Here is a 16,441-nt window from a genome sequence, read left to right as displayed (position 1 = left end):
TCCCCTTGCGGGGCCGGACGGTCTTCTAGTCACACGGGGCGGGCAGCAGGAGGATAGACAAGAAAAATGGCCAGTGTCGAAAAGCTGCCGATGCTTGCGGAAGGCTATGAACGGCTGACCGCGGATCTCAAGGCGCTGCGCGAGGAACGCCCGCGCATCGTCGATGCGATCGAGGAAGCGCGGGCGCATGGCGACCTGTCGGAAAACGCCGAATATCATGCCGCCAAGGAGCGTCAGGGCCAGGTCGAGGCGACGATCGCCGACCTTGAGGACAAGATCAGCCGCGCCCAGATCATCGATCCGGCCTCGCTTTCGGGCGACAAGGTGATTTTCGGGGCCACCGTCACGCTGCTCGACGATGACGAGAAGCCGGTGCGTTACCAGATCGTCGGCCCTTACGAGGCCGATGCCCGGGTCGGGCGGATCAGCTACAACTCGCCGCTGGGCAAGGCGCTGATCGGCCGCAAGGTGGACGAAGAGATCGAAGTCACCGTGCCTTCGGGCGACAAGTTCTATTCGATCGAGAAGATCGAATTCATCTGATCGGTCGCTTTGGCGGCCCCAAAAGCAGAAAGGCCGGCGTGATCGCCGGCCTTTCCTGTCTGGCGGGTGCCTGCTGCGCTCAGTGCGTATCGGGCAGGTGCGGTTCGAGCAGCCGGTGCAAGTGCACGATCACATACTTCATCTCCGCATCGTCCACGGTGCGCTGCGCGTTGGCGCGCCAGGCATCTTCGGCCGAGGCGAAATCGGGAAACACCCCGACGAGATCGAGGTTGTTCAGATCGACGAATTCGTGGCTGCGCGGATCTTTCACGCGCCCGCCCATGACAAGGTGAAGCTTTTGCATAGAGATAGGGCCATTTCCTGGGTGGGAGATGGCCTTATCTAGTATTTCGCATGTGCGAACCGCAAGGGTCAGTGGCGCCCGCGCGTGGCGAATTCGACAGCTTTTTCAGCAATCCGCCGGCCCAGCGAGGGCGCGGGCCGGGGATAGCCGATCCAGCGGCTCGATTGCTCACGCGCGGCGTGGCCCAGCGCACCGGCCTTTTCCCAGGCGCTGGCGCCGAGTCGCTCGGCCCGATGCGCCGCGGCTTCACCCAGCTTTTCGGCTTGTCCGGCAATGATCCCGGCCTGGCGCCGCGCGCCCGATCCGGCGGTTTCCGCCTTGTCCCAGCTCTCGCGGCCCAGCATCAGCGCGGCCGTTCCCGCCAGTTCGGCAAGTTCGAAGGCACGCACGGCCAGCTTGCGCGTGCCGCGCCGGTTGAGCAGCGCCGCCGCCGCCGCGCCGACCGCAAGGCCGCCGGCGATCGTCAGCACCGGATGCTGCTTCACGAAAGCCACCACCTTGTCCGACGGGCGCGGCTCGGGCCGCACCGGCAAGGCCACGACATTGGTGGAAGTCTGCGGTTTCTGGCCCTGTGCGGCCGGGTCCGGGCTATTCGTTTCCGTCACCATCGTCCTGTTCCTCTGTTCCGGCCCGATCGAACAGATATGCGATCAGGGCTATGAGCGGGTGCCTGAGCAACCAAAGCGCCAGTGCGGCAATGGTTCCCCCGATCACGCCGGGGTGGGCCTCCGCGACGTCGACGGCCTCGTCGATCACCACGCGGGCCCGCTCGCTCACTTCATCGGCGATCCGCCCGGCCAGGCCGCGCGTCTCCAGATCCGCCTTCATCCGGGCCAGCCGCGTATCCAGGGCATCGCGCGCGGCCTTGCGCGCGGCCTTGTCCGCCAGAACCTGCTGCGCGTGGGTGCCCATCATCCCCGCTCGTCAATCGAGATGATCGCCATCATGCGTTTCCAGCGCCGGGCGGCAACGGCCACGCAGCCGATCGTCACCGCCAGCAGCCCGCAAGTGACCACCGCGGTCGATCCCCAGGGCGTCAGCACCGGGGCCAGTGCGATGACCAGCCCGACGACCAGCGCCATCACCGCGAAGAACAGGAATACCGCCGCCGCCACGCCCAGGATGGCGATGCCCCGGATCTCGCCCCCGGCAAAAGCCGCGCGCGATTTCTGGAAGGCAAGCTCCGCTTCGGCAAAGGCGCGCGCGTCCGCCGCGAGAAGACGCAGATCGTCCTGAAGCGAACGATCCGCCGCATCTTCCCGTTCGGCCGCGACGACCGGGGGTTCCGTGTTCATCGCGATCGTGCTGGAACGTCAGGCAAGGCTCACTTCCCCCGGAAGACCCGGGCGAGCAGGAAACCCGCCGCCGCCGCGAGCCCGACCGCGAGGGCAGGGCTTTGCCGGACGAATTCCCTGGCGTCCTCGCCCAGCTCGTCAAGGCTCTTCTCATCGAGCCGGCCGGCCGCGTCGTGGATCGATCGGGCGGCACCGCGCGCGTACTCGCCATATTTGGGGCCGACCTTCTCGTCGATCAGGCCGGCGTTGTCCTCGATCATCTTGCCCAGGCCAGTCAGCGCCTGACTGGTCCTGGCCTTGCCTTCGTTGGCGAAGGAGAAGGCCATTTCCTTGGCCTCGCCGGACTTGGCCTTGGCTTCGCTGGACCAGCCTTCCTTGGCTTCGTTCAGCTTCTCGCGATATTCCTCGGCGCGGGCCTGCGCTTCCTTGCCCAGGGCCTGGGCGCCGGCCTTGGCCTCTTCCATCGCCTTGGTGAAGTGATTCTTGGCCGCTTCGCTGCCGGGTTCCGCGGACGCAGTGGTTTCGTCCATAATCCTGTCCTCCTGATGGCCCCTTGCGGGATGGTTCCCATATAGGCGTTGTGCGCAAAGAGTAACATAACTTGCGCGTTATTGCTGCAACGCAACTTGCCTGCGAAAGTTCCCCTGCTAAGGCAACCGGACGCCGGGCGTGCGGCCCCATTTTCAGGAGTCTGAGCGAAATGACTGCGATCATCGATATCCATGGCCGGGAAATCCTCGACAGTCGCGGCAATCCGACCGTCGAAGTCGATGTCCTGCTGGAAGACGGCAGCTTTGGCCGCGCCGCGGTGCCCTCGGGCGCTTCGACCGGCGCGCACGAGGCGGTGGAACTGCGCGATGGCGACAAGGGGCGCTATCTCGGCAAGGGCGTGCTCAAGGCGGTCGAGGCGGTGAACGGCGAGATCGCCGAAGAGCTTGTCGGCATGGACGCCGAAGACCAGCGCGACCTGGACCTCAGGATGATCGCCCTCGACGGGACCGAGAACAAGGGCCGGCTGGGCGCCAACGCGATCCTGGGCGCCAGCCTGGCGGTGGCCAAGGCGGCGGCGAACGCGCGCGGCCTGCCGCTCTATGCCTATATCGGCGGGGTTTCCGCGCATGTTCTGCCCGTGCCGATGATGAACATCATCAATGGCGGTGAACATGCTGACAACCCGATCGATTTTCAGGAATTCATGATCATGCCGGTGGGCGCGCCCAGCCTGGCCGAAGCGGTGCGCTGGGGATCTGAGATCTTCCACACGCTGAAAAAGGGCCTGGCCGAAAAGGGCCTGGCCACGGCGGTGGGCGACGAGGGCGGCTTTGCCCCGAACCTGGCCAGCACGCGCGACGCGCTCGATTTCATCATGGCCTCGATCGAGAAGGCGGGCTTCAAGCCCGGCAGCGAAGTGGCCCTGGCGCTCGATTGCGCCGCGACCGAGTTCTTCCGCGACGGCAAGTACGAGATCAGCGGCGAGGGGCTGTCGCTCAGCCCCGAAGCCATGGCCGACTATCTGGCCGACCTGGCCGGCGCCTATCCGATCCGCTCGATCGAGGATGGCATGGGCGAGGATGATTTCGTGGGCTGGGCGGCGCTGACCGCCAGGATCGGCGACAAGGTCCAACTCGTCGGCGATGACCTGTTCGTCACCAATCCCAAGCGCCTGACGATGGGCATCGGCCAGGGTCTGGCCAATTCGTTGCTGGTGAAGGTGAACCAGATCGGTTCGCTGACCGAGACGCTGGAAGCGGTCTCGATCGCCCAGCGCGCCGGCTACACGGCGGTGATGTCGCACCGTTCGGGCGAGACCGAGGATGCGACGATCGCCGATCTCGCGGTCGCGACCAATTGCGGGCAGATCAAGACCGGCTCGCTGGCGCGGTCCGACCGGCTGGCCAAGTACAACCAGCTCATCCGCATCGAGGAAGAACTGGGCGACGCGGCGCAATATGCCGGGCCTGCCGCGTTCGGCCGCCTGGGCGGCTGATCGCTCACTTCGCGATATAGGGCCGGCACGGCGCCGGCCTTTGTCCGTCTTCGCCGATCAATACGATGGCCTCGTTCGGGGCGCCATCGAGGCCACAAGCTGAGGCCACAGGCTTGTGCCGTGGCCAAAGCAAGGTGAGACATGCCGGGCGAGAGGCGCAAGGCCGCGCCCGGCGCCGTGCTCAGCTGCCCGAGACGGCTTCTTCCGAATGTTCGTCGAGCAGGATGACCGAGCGGCTCGATTGCGAGAAATATTCCAGCATGGCCGAATAGCCGCGCGTGCTGAGCTTGACGTAGACGCGGCGGGCGTCGCTCGGATCGGCTTCGCGCAGCAGCAGTCCTTCGCGTTCGAGGATGGCGATCCAGCGCAGCGCCGTGGTGGAAGGAACGGCCGAGCCGATGCAGGCGCTCGTCACCGAGACGCGGCGGCGTTCCTTGGCGGCGACGAACAGGTCGAGCATGATGTCCCAGGCCGGTTCGCCGAAAAGCTCCTCGCTCTTGAAGATCTTGGAGCGGCGGCGCCGGTCTTCGTAAGTCTGGCGGGCGAGTTCCACCCAGACCGGATGGTCCTGGCCGGATTTCGCCTTTTCCACCTTGGTCTGCCGGATCGGGGTGATCGTGGCATCGCTTTCGCCCGATGCGGCGAATTCCAGATCGCGGGCCATGGCGAGCAATTCGTTGGCGATCCCGATCAGCCGGCTGGCCTTTGCGCGGTTGCGCATGATCTGATTGGCTCTGTCCATGCGGAATTGGCACCAGGCAATCGGCCGAACTGAGCATACGGAGTGGAGCCTGGCCGCGCGTGCCCCATTCGCATCGTCGCGGTTGTAAATCCCTCTCCACTCGTCAAGCCAAGGGCTGACGATTGTTCCCATAAGAGGGGGATAACCGGTTTCGAACGAGAATGAAAAAGAGCACGTTTCTCGCGAATCGTCGCGTTAAGCTTACTCGAATTCGGAGGGATTTCGTTCCATGTTGAACTGTCTGTACAGGGCTTCGATGGCTGCTTCCATGTGCGCGGCCGCGACATGCGCTTCCGCTTCCTCCAGCAGCTTGATCTTTTGAGACATGTCCTTGACCAGAACCTGCACATCGACGTTCGAGATCACGCGCGATTTCTCCGACCCTGAGGAGGCCAGTGGCTCCCCGGTCATATGACGACCCAATGTAAGCCATGTCCGCCGCGCTTCGGCATGGCGCTGATATTATCTTTTAAAACTATCCGATTCCGATGCAAATCGGAAGGGACGAATCCGCCGCTACAGAATTTCGTGACGAATGGAACGCCAAAATTGCGTTTGTCCTGTTGGGGAACGCTGTAGGGACTTGCCCGGAAATGCGAAAAACCGCGTCGAAACGCGTATTTTTTGACATCATGCCCGTTTTGTCAAAACCGTGTTTTTCACAGGTGCGCCGATCCGGGGAGGGCCGTCCGGCATGGTCCGGGCTTATCGGGACCGGATCAGCCGGCTGCCCGGTCGAGTCTTTCGATCTGGTCGGCGGACAGCACCAGCGAGACCGCGCCGACCAGATCGGCAAGCTGGGCCGGGGTGGTCGCACTGGCCAGCGGCGCGGCGATGCCGGGCTTGGCATTGATCCAGGCAAGCGCGATCTGCGCCGGCGTCGCGCCGGTTTCGGCGGCGATCGCATCGAGCACGGCCAGCACCGCCCAGCCGCCGTTCGCGGCCGCTTCGTTCAGCGCATGGGCGCGGGTCGAGCCCGCCCAGTCGCTGGCCGCGCGGTACTTGCCGGTGAGGAAGCCCGAGGCGAGCCCGTAATAGGGCAGGACGGCGATGTTCCGCGCCAGGCACAGCGCTTGCAGCGGCCCTTCGTACTCATCGCGGGCCACCAGGTTGTAGAGCGGCTCCACCACGCTGTAGCCGCGCGCGCCCTGCCGGTCGGCCACGTCGAGGATCTCGGCGAGGCGCGCGGCGGTGTAGTTCGAGGCGCCCAGTTCGCGCGCCTTGCCCGAGCGGAAGGCGGCGTCATAGGCCGACACCACTTCGTCGAGCGGGGTCGTCAGATCGTCGCGGTGGGCATAGTAGAGATCGACATAATCGGTGCGCAGCCGTTCGAGCGAGGCTTCGAGCGCGGCGGCGACCTTCTCCGGCTGGAGCGCGCCGGGCGGGCCGCCCTGGCCGGTCTTGGTGGCGATGCGCATCTGCGCGCGCACGCCCCGGCTTTCCAGCCATTGGCCGATGATCGTTTCGGATTCGCCGCCCTTGTTGCCCGGCACCCACGAGGAATAGCCGTCGGCGGTGTCGATCATGCGCCCGCCGGCCTCGTAGAAGGCATCGAGCACGGCAAAGCTGCGGTCGCGGTCGATCGTCCAGCCAAACACGTTTCCGCCGAAGACGAGACGAATCCCGCCCAGTGCCGGATGATCGACCGCGATCGTTTCAGCCACCAAAGCGCTCCCTCAATTCCAGCAGGGCCATGGCTGCCTTGGCCGCTTCCCCGCCCTTGTCCTTCTGGTTCGGATCGGCGCGGACGATCGCCTGCGCTTCGTTTTCCACGGTAAGCACGCCGTTGCCGATGGCAAGCCCGTCCATCGTCAGCGCCATGATCCCGCGCGCGCTTTCGCCCGCGACGATCTCGAAATGATAGGTCTCGCCGCGAATGACCGCGCCGATGGCGACATAGCCGTCGTATTGCTCGGACTCGTCGGCCAGCGCGAGCGCGCCGGGAATCTCGAGCGCGCCCGGAACGGTGATGACGTCCGCCTTGTGCCCGGCCGCCTTCAGCGCCGCCCTGGCGCCGGCGATCAGCATGTCATTGAGATGATCGTAAAATCGTGCCTCGACGATCAGGAACCTGGCCATGTCACGTATTCTCCCTTGGGGCGATCGGCCGTTCGCCGACGATATTGAGGCCGTATCCCTCCAGCGCGACAAGCGAATGGTGGGTATTGGTCAGCAGCACCATGTCATGGATGCCGAGTTCGGCGAGGATCTGGGCGCCCACGCCATAATCGCGCAGCTCCTCCAGATCGGGGTTTTCGCCCGCCCGCACGCGTTGCTTGATGTCGATCGTGCGGGACATGAGCCGGTTCATCGGCCGGTTGATCAGCACGATCACGCCCGAGCCGGCCTCGGCGATGATCTCCATCGAACGATGCAGCAGGTCGGCGCGATCGCCCTGGTCCTCGCCCAGGATGTCGGCGAAGATCGAAAGCGTGTGCATCCGCACCAGGGTGGGGCCGTCCTGATCGACCCGGCCCTTGATCAGCGTCATCGTCTCGTCGCCGGTGGCCTTGTTGAAATAGGTCCGCGCGGTCCACTGGCCGCCATAGCGGCTGTCGAACACCAGGTCGGCCTTCTTTTCCACCATGCGGTCATGCTTGCGGCGATAGGCGATGAGATCGCGGATCGTGCCGATCTTCAGGTCGTGCAGGCGGGCGAAGGAGACGAGGTCTTCCATCCGCGCCATCGTGCCGTCATCGCGCATGATCTCGCAGATCACGCCCGAGGGATTGAGCCCGGCAAGCCGCGAGATGTCGACCGCCGCCTCGGTATGCCCGGCGCGGACCAGCACGCCGCCGGGGCGTGCCTGGAGCGGGAAGACGTGGCCGGGGGTGACGATATCGTCACGGCCCTTGGTGCCGTCGATCGCCACGCTGATGGTGCGCGCGCGGTCGCCGGCGGAAATCCCGGTGGTGACGCCCTCGCGCGCTTCGATCGAGACGGTGAAGGCGGTTTCGTGCCGGGTGCGGTTGTTGCGGCTCATCGGTTCGAGGCCGAGCAGTTCGCAGCGTTCCTGCGTCAGCGAAAGGCAGATCAGGCCGCGCCCATGCGTCGCCATGAAGTTGATCGCGGCTGGCGTCGCCATCTGCGCGGGGATGATGAGATCGCCTTCGTTCTCGCGATCCTCGTCATCGACCAGGATGAACATGCGGCCGTTGCGCGCTTCGTCGATGATTTCCTCGATCGGCACGAGCACTTGCCGGTCATCGTTGGAAAACAGCGCGCGTTCCAGCTTGCCGAGCGTTTCGGCCGTGGGGTTCCAGTCAGGCTCGGTGCAATCGCGCAGGGTATTGGCGTGAAGGCCGGCGGCGCGGGCCAGCCCGGACTTGCTCATGCCGCCTTCGCTGACCAGCTTGCGAACTCTCTCGATCACATCGACTGCCACGACTCGCTTACTCCCACATTAAGATGTGAGGGTGATATGAACTGATCACATCGAAATTCAAGTGCCACGAAAGGCGGGCGCCCGCTTTTCCAGGAAGGCATCGACCGCTTCGGCGTGATCGCCCGTGGCATGGGCCGCCGCCTGCATGGCCGAGGCCATTTCGAGCAAGGTGGCCAGATCGCTGCGGCGGCCTTCCCACAGCAGCCGCTTGGTCATGCGCACGGCGTGTGGCGGGTTGGCGGCGATGCGGCGGGCCAGCGCGCGCGCCGCGTCCATCAGGCCGGCATCGGGCACGACTTGCGAGACGAGCCCGCAGGCGAGCGCTTCGGCAGCGTCGATCATGTCGCCGGTCAGCGCCATTTCCGCCGCTTTCGACCAGCCGATCACGCGCGGCAGCAGCCACGATCCACCATCGCCGGCGATCAGGCCCAGCTTGACGAAGCTTTCGGCGAACCGCGCGCTTTCGCCCGCGATGCGCAAGTCGCACATGCAGGTCAGGTCGCAGCCCGCGCCCATCGCCGCGCCGTTGACTGCGGCGATCACCGGCACTTCCAGCGCCGCGAAGGCCAGCGGCAGGCGTTGGATGCCGCGCTTGTAGGCCAGCCTCGTGGCGGCGGGCGAGCCGGTGTTGAGATTGCCGCCCGGCTTCATCTCGTGGATGTTCCCGCCCGAGGAAAAGCCCTTGCCCGCGCCGGTGAGGATGGCGACGCGCGCCGCCGGATCGCTTTCGAGCCGGGCCAGCGCGGCGATCAGCGCCTCGACCATTTCCGGGTCGGAAATGGGATTGCGCATCTCGGGCCGGTTGAGCGTGAGCGTGACGATGCCTTCGCCGTCCGCCTCGTAAAGTACCGCGTCTGACAAGTCGGGACCTCCTTTGCAGCCCGGGCCATAAGCGCTTGCGCCCCTGCACCACAAGCCTTGACGCGCGCCGCGCCACCGGGAAGTCATGCGCCGGACCAATCGACAAGGGAGACGGGAATGTCGGAATGGATGCGCGCCGATGGCGTGGCGATCGTGACGGGCGCGGCGGGCGGCATGGGCCGCGAATGCGCGCGGCTGCTGGCCGAGGACGGCTGGCCCGAGCTGCTGCTGTGCGATCTTGACGAGGCCCGGCTCGAAGCCGTGGCCGAGCCGCTGCGCGCGGCGGGCGCGACGGTTTCGGTGCTGGCCGGCGAAGTGACCGCGCCGGAATTCTGGTCCGCGCTGACGGCCGCGGTGGCCGGCAAGGGCATCGGCGCGATGATCCACACCGCCGGGGTCTCTCCGCATATGTGCGGGGCGCAGCGGCTGCTGGAAATCAACCTCGATGCCACGGTCATGCTGGTCGATGCGATCCAGCCGCTGATGAACGCGCGCGGCGGCGTGGTGCTGTTCGCCTCGATGGCGAGCTATTTCTCGATCTCGCCCGAGGCGGATGCCGCTTTCGTCGGGCCGTTGCCGGATGCGCCCGCCGCGCGGCTCGTGTCGCTGGCGCCGAGCAGCGAGGCGGCCTATCCGCTGTCCAAGCGCGCGGTCCGCGCGATCGCGCAGCGCGAGGCGCGCCGCTTCGGCGAGCGCGGGGCGCGGATCGTGTCGATGTCTCCGGGCTTCATCGACACGCCGATGATGACCGACGAAATGAACCCGCAAGTCCAGCACATGCTGGAACAGTCGGCGCTGGCGCGCCTGGGCCGGCCGGCGGAACTGGCGGCGGTGGCGGTGTTCCTGTGCGGCCCGCGCGCCGGCTTCGTCACCGGCTGCGACATCATCGTCGATGGCGGCGCGCTGGCGGCGCTGGGCATCCCGAAAGTCTGACCGGGGGCGCTTCCCCTCTCGCGCGGCGCGAGAGGGGAAGCGGACTGGCGTAAGCCGGGGCCTCAGGCGTTCTGCCGGGCGGCGCCCATCATCTTGCTGATATCGACCTGGCCAGTGGCCAGCCCGCCCATGAAGCCGCCATCGACCGGCAGGACGATGCCGTTGACCACCGCGGCCGCGTCGCTGTTGATCAGCACCAGCGGGCCGGCCTGTTCCGCGGGCGTGGTATAGCGGCCGAGCGGCTCGGCGGCGGCATCGACCACGTCCTTGCCCGAGGTGGCGTGGAAGGTCGCCATCATCGGCGTCTGCGTGGGCGAGGGCAGCGAGCAGTTGATGCGGATGCCCCGCTTGATCAGGTGCGCGCCCATGTACTGGGTCCAGACGATCACCGCTTCCTTGGAGAAGGCATAGCCTTCGGAAACCTGGTCCATGTTCGCCTCGCACCATTCGAGGCCGGCCTGGAAGCCCTGCGTCGCCAGAAGCTGCATGTGCACCGGGATGCGGCGGCTCCAGCCCAGGCCGCCGGTGGAAGCGATCGAGATGATCGCGCCCTTGTCGCCCATCAGCGGGATGACCTGTTCGGTCAGGTGGCGGGTGCCCAGGAAGTTGACCTTCATCGTGTCGATCGGCGGGAAGCCGCCGCCGCCGGGAAGGCCGGCGCAGTTGAACAGGCAATCGACCTTGCCGCCGACCGCCGCCACGCCCGCTTCGATCGAGGCGGGATCGCGCAAGTCGATCTGGTTGAACGAGGCCAGCGGCAGCGCCACCTCCTTGTAGTCGAAGCCGTGCACCTCGGCGCCGAGATCGAGCAGGATCTTCGCCGTCGCCTCGCCCATGCCGGAAAAGCAGCCGCTGACGATAACGCGCTTGCCCTTGTATCCCAGAATATCGCTCATCTCGTGGTCCTTCCTCTCTCGAACGCTGCCCAATGGCCTGGAAATCCGCGTAGCCGAGGGCGGCTAGCTATGCCGCGCGCCGCCAGGCCATCAACCGTCAATTCGCCTCATCGCCGCGGCGATGCACGGGGCCCCTCACATGCGCGGCATGGGGGCATTGGCTTCCTTCGCGCGCTTGCCCAATGCCTCGCGCGCCTTGGCGCGGACATAGGCGTGAAGCTGGCGGATCTCGTCGTCGCTCAGCATGTCGAAGCGCGGCATCCCGCGCTCGATCAGGGCGCCGGTCTTGAGCAGCGTGCTGAAGCTGTCGAGATTGAGCGCGATGGCCGATTCCCGCAGATCCGGCCCCGGCGTGCCGGTCGCCTGCAGGCCGACGCCGTGGCAGGCGGCGCAGCGGATCGACAGCGCGCGGCCCGCCTGCACGTCGGCCTCGACCAGCTTGTAGTCGGGATCGTCCAGCGCGCTCACCACGAAGTTGGGCGGCGGGCTGGCGGGCAGGCTCTGCTTGCCGTCCAGCGCGAAAGTCAGCAGCCGGCGCGGCTGCAGGCCATACTTGTAGCCCATGTCCATGAAGTGCCCATAGGCCGAAGTGGTGCCGCCATAGCCGACCAGGACCGAGACATACTGCCTGCCGCCCAGGCTGTAGCTGATCGGTGCGCCGATGATGCCGAGCCCGGCGTCGAACTTCCACACTTCCTTGCCGGTCACGCCGTCGAACGCGCGCAGGAAACCGTCGGCCGTGCCCTGGAACACCAGCCCGCCGGCCGTGGCGAGCGTGCCGCCGTTCCACAGCCCCTTGTGCCGCACGCGCCAGGCCTGCTGCTGCGTCACCGGATTCCACGCGACGAGATAGCCGTGGCCATCGCCTTCCTGCTCGACGATCGGCTCCAGCATCAGGCCCATGACGTTGAAGGCATTCTCCGAGCCACCCTCGCGCGAGAAGCGCGCGCCGATCTGCTGGACCGGGATGTAGACGAGGCCGGTCTTCGGGCTGAAGCTCATCGCCTGCCAGTTGTGCCCACCCACGGTGCCCGGCCAGATTTTGGTAAGTCCGGTTTCATAGCGGATGTCCGGCTCCTCGATCGGGCGGCCGGTCTTCAGGTCGATGCCCTTGGCCCAGGTGATCACCGTGGTGCCGCCGGCCGAGATCACTTTGCCGGTCCTGCGGTCGATGACATAGAGAAAGCCGTTGGTCGGTGCATGGAGGATGACGTCGCGCGGCTTGCCGTCGATCGTCAGCGTGGCGGTGACGATATTGGGAGTCGCCTTGTAGTCCCAGGAATCGCGGGGATTTTCCTGATAGTGCCAGATATACTTGCCGGTATCGGCATCCAGCGCGACGATGCTGGAGGTATAGAGATCATCGCCCCCGGCCGGATCGCGCTTCTGCGGATCATAGGGGCCGGCATTGCCCGCGCCGATATAGACGCGGTTCAGTTCGGGATCGAACGTGATGCCGTTCCACACGGTGCCGCCGCCGCCGGTGGCCGCGGTGAAGTTTGCTCCCCACGATTTCGCGGCGGCCTCCATCGCCGGGTCGCCCCGGTTCTGGTCGGGCGTGCCCGGCACGGTGTAGAAGCGCCAGAGCTGCCTGCCGGTATTGGCGTCGAACGCGGTGACGAAGCCGCGCGCGCCGAAATCGGCGCCGCCATTGCCGATGATGACCTTGCCGTTCATCACGCGCGGCGCGCCGGTGCTGATGTTGAAGGCGCCGGGCGGGATCGATTCGGCGATCCACAGTTCCTTGCCGGTTTTCGCATCGAGCGCGAAGATCCGCCCGTCGAGCGCGGCGGCGAAGACCTTGCCGTTCTCGTAAGCCATGCCGCGATTGGCGCCGAACGAGAAATGCATCTTGTCGGGATGGTGCTTCCAGACTTCGGGATCGTAAGTCCACAGTTGCTTGCCGGTCGCGGCATCGACCGCGTAGACCTTGGCATAGCTGCCGGTGAAATAGACCACGCCACCCACTTCGAGCGGGGTCGCCTCCAGCGTCACTTCGCCCGGCAGGTCGAGCGACCAGGCCAGCCCCAGCTTGCCGGCATTGGCGGCGTCGATCTGGGCCAGGCGCGAATAGCCGGTCTCGTCGAACCCGCCGCCCACCGCCGGCCAGTCGTCACCCGCGCCCACGGCCTTTTGCGATGCGGCGACGGCGTTCATCGTGGGACCGGCCGCGATCAGCGCGATGGCGGCGGCCGCGAGGATGGGCACGAACTTGCGCGACATGCGATCTTCTCTCCCCAATGCTTGTTGACGCGATTCTCTAGTCTGTTTTGAGCCAATGTAAATCGTAACGCCTAGGTCGGGCATGGAATGTGCCTTTGGCGCCTGGCGGCCGGTGCCGCTTCCACCTGCGTCGATTAAACTCTAGAGGACGGTCATCGGGGGCGGGCGCGGCGGGAGGCGGAAACCAGAGTGGCGGAACGGGGATCGAAGGCACGGGCGGGGCGCAATGCCCGATCCGGCAACGTGGCGGGCGCCGATCGCCGTGACCTGATCCTGGCCGCCGCCTCGCGCCGCTTCGCCGAATTCGGCTTCGGGGCCACCACCGTGCGCCAGATCGCCGATGACGTGCACGTGCTATCCGGCAGCCTCTATCACCACTTCGCCACCAAGGAGGAGATCCTCGACGAGATCGTGCGCGAGGCCGCGCTGGAACAGCGTGACCGATCGCTGCGGATCGCGGCGCTTGCCGCCGGCGCGGAGCAGAAGCTGGTCACGCTGGTGCAGGAGGATCTGCGCGCGCTGACCCGCCGGCTGGAAGCCTATACGATCATCTTCAACGAGCGGAAATTCTTCCGCCGCAGCGCCGATTTCGCCTATCTGATGCAGGCCCGCAAGGCGGCCTACGACGCTTGGGTCGCGATCCTTGAGGAAGGCATCGCCGAGGGCGTGTTCCGCCCGGATATCGACCGTTACCTGACGATATCCACGATCATGCGGATGCTCACCAACGGCGCCGACTGGTTCATGCACGAGGACGGATCGCCGATCGACGCCATGGCGCATTACTCGCTGGATGCCTTGTGCGATTTCTATGTCGGCTTCGTGCTCCGCTCGATCCGCGCGGCCGGGCGCGGCGACGAGGCGATCCCGCGCCCGCTCGTGCTGGACTGAGGAGTGGAGGTGCCGCAAGCCTATCGCGAGCCGGAGCGTGCGTGGCGGATCGCGCTGATCGCCGAGAGCTTCGCGCGGCTGCTCGGCCGTCCGCTGGTGGAGGCAAGCGACGATCCGGTGGCGGCGCTGTGGCAGGCGCCTTGCGCCGTGGTCGCGCATGGGACCGAGGCGGACCCGGTGTTCTTCTTCGGCAACCGCCAGGCGCTCGCCTGCTTCGAATGCGATGTCGCCGGCTTCATCGCCATGCCCTCGCGCCTTTCGGCCGAGGCGCCGCTGCGCGAGGAGCGGCAGGCGCTGCTCGATCGCGTGAGCGCGCACGGCTTCATTGACGACTATGCCGGCGTGCGCATCAGCGCGACGGGCCGGCGGTTCCGCATCGCGCGGGCGGTGGTGTGGAATCTCGTCGATGCGGCCGGGCTGCGCCATGGCCAGGCGGCGACGTTCCAGCCGTGAGCGGCCCCGATGCCGCGCTGGTCAAGGCGCTGGCGGCGCTGGTCGATCAGGGCCTGGGCGCGATCGTGCGCCGTCCGCTGGTGATCGGCATCTGCGGCGCGCAGGGCAGCGGCAAGTCCACGCTGGCGCGCGCGCTGGAAGCGGGCTTGCAAGCGGCGGGCCGCGCCGTCGCCACGCTGTCGATCGACGATCTCTATCGCACGCGGGCGGAGCGGCAGGGGTTGGCGCGCGCGGTCCATCCGCTGCTGGCGACGCGCGGGGTGCCCGGAACGCATGACGTCGCGCTGGGCCTTGCCACGATCGCCGCGCTGGAGCGGGGTGAGCCCGCCGCGCTGCCCCGGTTCGACAAGGCCAGCGACGATCGCCTGCCGCGCGCGCAATGGCCGCTCGCGCCGGCGCGGTGCCAGGTGCTGATCCTCGAAGGCTGGTGCGTCGGCGCACGCCCGCAGCCTGTCGAAGCGCTGGCGGTGCCGGTCAACGCGCTGGAAGCCGGCGAAGACCCGGACGGGATCTGGCGAGCCTATGCCAACACGGCGCTGGCCGGCGAATACCAGGCGCTCTTCGCCCGGATCGACCGGCTGGTGCTGCTTGCCGCGCCGGACTTCGCGGTGGTGCACGACTGGCGTCTGGAACAGGAGCGTGATCTTGCCGCGCGTGCCGGCCCGGATGCGCCGGGGCTGATGGACGCCGCGGCGGTCGCCCGGTTCATCCAGCACTACGAACGGATCACGCGGCACATCCTGGCCGAGATGCCCGGCCGCGCCGACTTGCTTGTCCGGCTGGACCGGCAGCGGCGGCCGTCGTTTTAGAATGCGCCTCACGGTGTCGCCCCGAAATGCGCCTTTCCGCGCATTTCGCAAATCACTCTCAGCCCGCGTCGTTCGCCATGCCCGCCTTGCGCCGCGCGCGTTCGGCGTGGCGGCGGCGGCGCTTTTCCAGCGAGGCCAGCGTCGGCACGGCATCGTCGACCAGGTCGGCGAGATAGGCGCCGCGCTCGCCCGGCGGCCGGTCTGGGCCGACGGTGGTGTCGCGGATCGTCTGCCGCTCAATCTCGGCATTGAGCAGCGCGCCCAGCAAGGCGGCATAGGCCGACAGGTAAAGCCACATCAGGAACACGACGATCGCCGAGAGCGAACCGTACGTCGCGTTGTAATCGGTGATATAGGCGACATAGAGCGAGAAGCCGAACGAGACCACGATCCACAGCACGGTCGCCAGCAGCGCGCCCGGCGTCAGCCAGCGCCACTTCGCCGGCCGCCGGTCGGGCCCATAGCGCATGATGAGGGCGAAGCCGGCGCTGCCCAGCAGGATCGCCACCGTCCAGGTGAGCAGCTTGAACAGCAGCGCGGTCGAATCTCCCAGGTAATAGCCCGCCTGTATCTGCAGCCAGGCGAACACGCCGCCGCTCAGCACGCCGGTCAGCGCGATCAGGATCGCCGCCAGCGTCAGCCCGGCGGCGCGCAGGGTGAGCGTCACCGTGCCGCGCGATTCGTGTTCCTCGTTGATGATGTTGAGCGCGCTGATCATGCCGCTCGCCGCGCGCATCCCGCCATAGACCGCGAAGAACAGCGCGATCACCAGCGCCACGCCGGTCACGCCCGTGCTGGTGCTGACGATCTGGAGCAGCTGCTGCTCGATCAGGCGCGCGGCGTCGGCGGGTACGACCTTGACGATGGCGCGCATCTGGCGCTGCACGGCAGCGGGATCGCCGACCAGGCCATAAGTCATCACCGTCGCGGCGATCAGCGGGGTCAGCGCCAGGAAGGTGAAGAAGGCGACGCCGGCCGCCAGCAGCCCCAGTTCATGAAACCCGGTCATCACCCAGAGCCGCTTAAGTACCTGGAACCAAGCCTGTTTGGACATGGCCCATGGTGAATTGGCGGTTGCGCCCGGCGTTTTGCTCGGCAAAGGTACGGCGTCGCTCAAGG

20 protein-coding genes are annotated in these 16,441 nt (G+C 66.8%); 6 read left to right on the top strand and 14 right to left on the bottom strand.

Going from position 1 to position 16,441, the window contains the following annotated elements:
- Positions 1 to 66: 66 nt before the first annotated feature.
- Positions 67 to 543, top strand: a complete 477-nt coding sequence (greA, locus tag PYV00_RS18235; RefSeq protein ID WP_275229713.1) for a transcription elongation factor GreA — start codon at positions 67 to 69, stop codon at positions 541 to 543.
- 79 nt (positions 544 to 622) lie between these two features.
- On the opposite strand, the gene PYV00_RS18230 is transcribed toward greA, so the two are convergent.
- From PYV00_RS18230 to PYV00_RS18210, 5 genes are all read right to left on the bottom strand, one after another.
- Positions 623 to 847, bottom strand: a complete 225-nt coding sequence (locus PYV00_RS18230; RefSeq protein WP_275229712.1) for a DUF4170 domain-containing protein — start codon at positions 845 to 847, stop codon at positions 623 to 625.
- A gap of 68 nt (positions 848 to 915) precedes the next feature.
- Complete coding sequence (locus PYV00_RS18225; protein ID WP_275229711.1) at positions 916 to 1,455, bottom strand: hypothetical protein; 540 nt, start codon at positions 1,453 to 1,455, stop codon at positions 916 to 918.
- The gene (locus tag PYV00_RS18220) at positions 1,436 to 1,762 is read right to left on the bottom strand and encodes a hypothetical protein (RefSeq protein WP_275229710.1); all 327 of its coding nucleotides are present in this window, start codon (positions 1,760 to 1,762) and stop codon (positions 1,436 to 1,438) included. The genes PYV00_RS18225 and PYV00_RS18220 overlap by 20 nt, the downstream gene beginning before the upstream one ends.
- On the bottom strand, positions 1,759 to 2,142 hold the full coding sequence (locus tag PYV00_RS18215) for a phage holin family protein (protein WP_275229709.1): 384 nt from the start codon (positions 2,140 to 2,142) through the stop codon (positions 1,759 to 1,761). The genes PYV00_RS18220 and PYV00_RS18215 overlap by 4 nt, the downstream gene beginning before the upstream one ends.
- A 29-nt stretch (positions 2,143 to 2,171) precedes the next feature.
- Entirely contained in the window at positions 2,172 to 2,672 is a 501-nt protein-coding gene (locus tag PYV00_RS18210; RefSeq protein ID WP_275229708.1) for a hypothetical protein, read from the bottom strand.
- 170 nt (positions 2,673 to 2,842) lie between these two features.
- Here PYV00_RS18210 and eno point away from each other — a divergent pair, with 170 nt between their 5' ends.
- Positions 2,843 to 4,129 (top strand): phosphopyruvate hydratase, encoded by a 1,287-nt coding sequence (eno, locus tag PYV00_RS18205; RefSeq protein WP_275229707.1) that lies wholly within the window; start codon positions 2,843 to 2,845, stop codon positions 4,127 to 4,129.
- Positions 4,130 to 4,310: 181 nt separating this feature from the next.
- Here eno and PYV00_RS18200 read toward each other — a convergent pair whose 3' ends face one another.
- The 6 genes from PYV00_RS18200 to PYV00_RS18175 all read right to left on the bottom strand — a co-directional run bounded on the left by PYV00_RS18200 (position 4,311) and on the right by PYV00_RS18175 (position 9,117).
- Positions 4,311 to 4,871, bottom strand: coding sequence for a MarR family transcriptional regulator (locus PYV00_RS18200; protein ID WP_275229706.1), 561 nt, complete (start codon positions 4,869 to 4,871; stop codon positions 4,311 to 4,313).
- 201 nt (positions 4,872 to 5,072) lie between these two features.
- On the bottom strand, positions 5,073 to 5,282 hold the full coding sequence (locus PYV00_RS18195) for a hypothetical protein (protein ID WP_275229705.1): 210 nt from the start codon (positions 5,280 to 5,282) through the stop codon (positions 5,073 to 5,075).
- 308 nt (positions 5,283 to 5,590) lie between these two features.
- Entirely contained in the window at positions 5,591 to 6,535 is a 945-nt protein-coding gene (locus PYV00_RS18190; protein ID WP_275229704.1) for an aldo/keto reductase, read from the bottom strand.
- Positions 6,528 to 6,950, bottom strand: a complete 423-nt coding sequence (gene ribH / locus PYV00_RS18185; protein ID WP_275229703.1) for a 6,7-dimethyl-8-ribityllumazine synthase — start codon at positions 6,948 to 6,950, stop codon at positions 6,528 to 6,530. The genes PYV00_RS18190 and ribH overlap by 8 nt, the downstream gene beginning before the upstream one ends.
- A gap of 1 nt (position 6,951) precedes the next feature.
- Complete coding sequence (ribB, locus tag PYV00_RS18180) at positions 6,952 to 8,256, bottom strand: 3,4-dihydroxy-2-butanone-4-phosphate synthase (RefSeq protein WP_275229702.1); 1,305 nt, start codon at positions 8,254 to 8,256, stop codon at positions 6,952 to 6,954.
- Between the two features lie 57 nt (positions 8,257 to 8,313).
- A complete protein-coding gene (locus tag PYV00_RS18175; RefSeq protein WP_275229701.1) occupies positions 8,314 to 9,117 on the bottom strand; it encodes a crotonase/enoyl-CoA hydratase family protein in 804 nt (267 codons plus the stop codon).
- Positions 9,118 to 9,234: 117 nt separating this feature from the next.
- On the opposite strand from PYV00_RS18175, the gene PYV00_RS18170 reads away from it, so the two are divergent.
- A complete protein-coding gene (locus tag PYV00_RS18170) occupies positions 9,235 to 10,050 on the top strand; it encodes an SDR family oxidoreductase (RefSeq protein ID WP_275229700.1) in 816 nt (271 codons plus the stop codon).
- Positions 10,051 to 10,112: 62 nt separating this feature from the next.
- Here the strand turns inward: PYV00_RS18170 and PYV00_RS18165 are convergent, their stop codons facing one another.
- Together PYV00_RS18165 and PYV00_RS18160 are read right to left on the bottom strand one after the other, a co-directional pair.
- Positions 10,113 to 10,946 carry a coniferyl-alcohol dehydrogenase gene (locus tag PYV00_RS18165; RefSeq protein WP_275229699.1) on the bottom strand — a complete coding sequence of 278 codons (834 nt, stop codon included), beginning with the start codon at positions 10,944 to 10,946 and terminating at the stop codon, positions 10,113 to 10,115.
- Positions 10,947 to 11,081: 135 nt separating this feature from the next.
- On the bottom strand, positions 11,082 to 13,169 hold the full coding sequence (locus tag PYV00_RS18160) for a PQQ-dependent dehydrogenase, methanol/ethanol family (RefSeq protein WP_275229698.1): 2,088 nt from the start codon (positions 13,167 to 13,169) through the stop codon (positions 11,082 to 11,084).
- A 189-nt stretch (positions 13,170 to 13,358) separates the two neighbouring features.
- Here PYV00_RS18160 and PYV00_RS18155 point away from each other — a divergent pair, with 189 nt between their 5' ends.
- From PYV00_RS18155 to PYV00_RS18145, 3 genes are read left to right on the top strand one after another with little or no spacing between them, the layout of a single operon-like run.
- Entirely contained in the window at positions 13,359 to 14,060 is a 702-nt protein-coding gene (locus tag PYV00_RS18155; RefSeq protein ID WP_275229697.1) for a TetR/AcrR family transcriptional regulator, read from the top strand.
- Positions 14,061 to 14,069: 9 nt separating this feature from the next.
- Positions 14,070 to 14,513: an MEKHLA domain-containing protein gene (locus PYV00_RS18150; RefSeq protein ID WP_275229696.1), complete on the top strand. Its 444-nt coding sequence runs from the start codon at positions 14,070 to 14,072 to the stop codon at positions 14,511 to 14,513.
- Positions 14,510 to 15,322 carry a kinase gene (locus tag PYV00_RS18145; protein WP_428981654.1) on the top strand — a complete coding sequence of 271 codons (813 nt, stop codon included), beginning with the start codon at positions 14,510 to 14,512 and terminating at the stop codon, positions 15,320 to 15,322. Before PYV00_RS18150 ends, PYV00_RS18145 begins: the two co-directional genes overlap by 4 nt.
- A 58-nt stretch (positions 15,323 to 15,380) precedes the next feature.
- On the opposite strand, the gene PYV00_RS18140 is transcribed toward PYV00_RS18145, so the two are convergent.
- The gene (locus tag PYV00_RS18140) at positions 15,381 to 16,376 is read right to left on the bottom strand and encodes a YihY/virulence factor BrkB family protein (RefSeq protein WP_275229695.1); all 996 of its coding nucleotides are present in this window, start codon (positions 16,374 to 16,376) and stop codon (positions 15,381 to 15,383) included.
- Positions 16,377 to 16,441 lie beyond the last annotated feature (65 nt).

The sequence above is a fragment of the Novosphingobium album (ex Liu et al. 2023) genome (assembly GCF_029076845.1).
Lineage (GTDB): Bacteria > Pseudomonadota > Alphaproteobacteria > Sphingomonadales > Sphingomonadaceae > Novosphingobium.
Note: the sequence above shows the minus strand (reverse complement) of the source record. Positions and strands in the feature narration are given on the sequence as shown.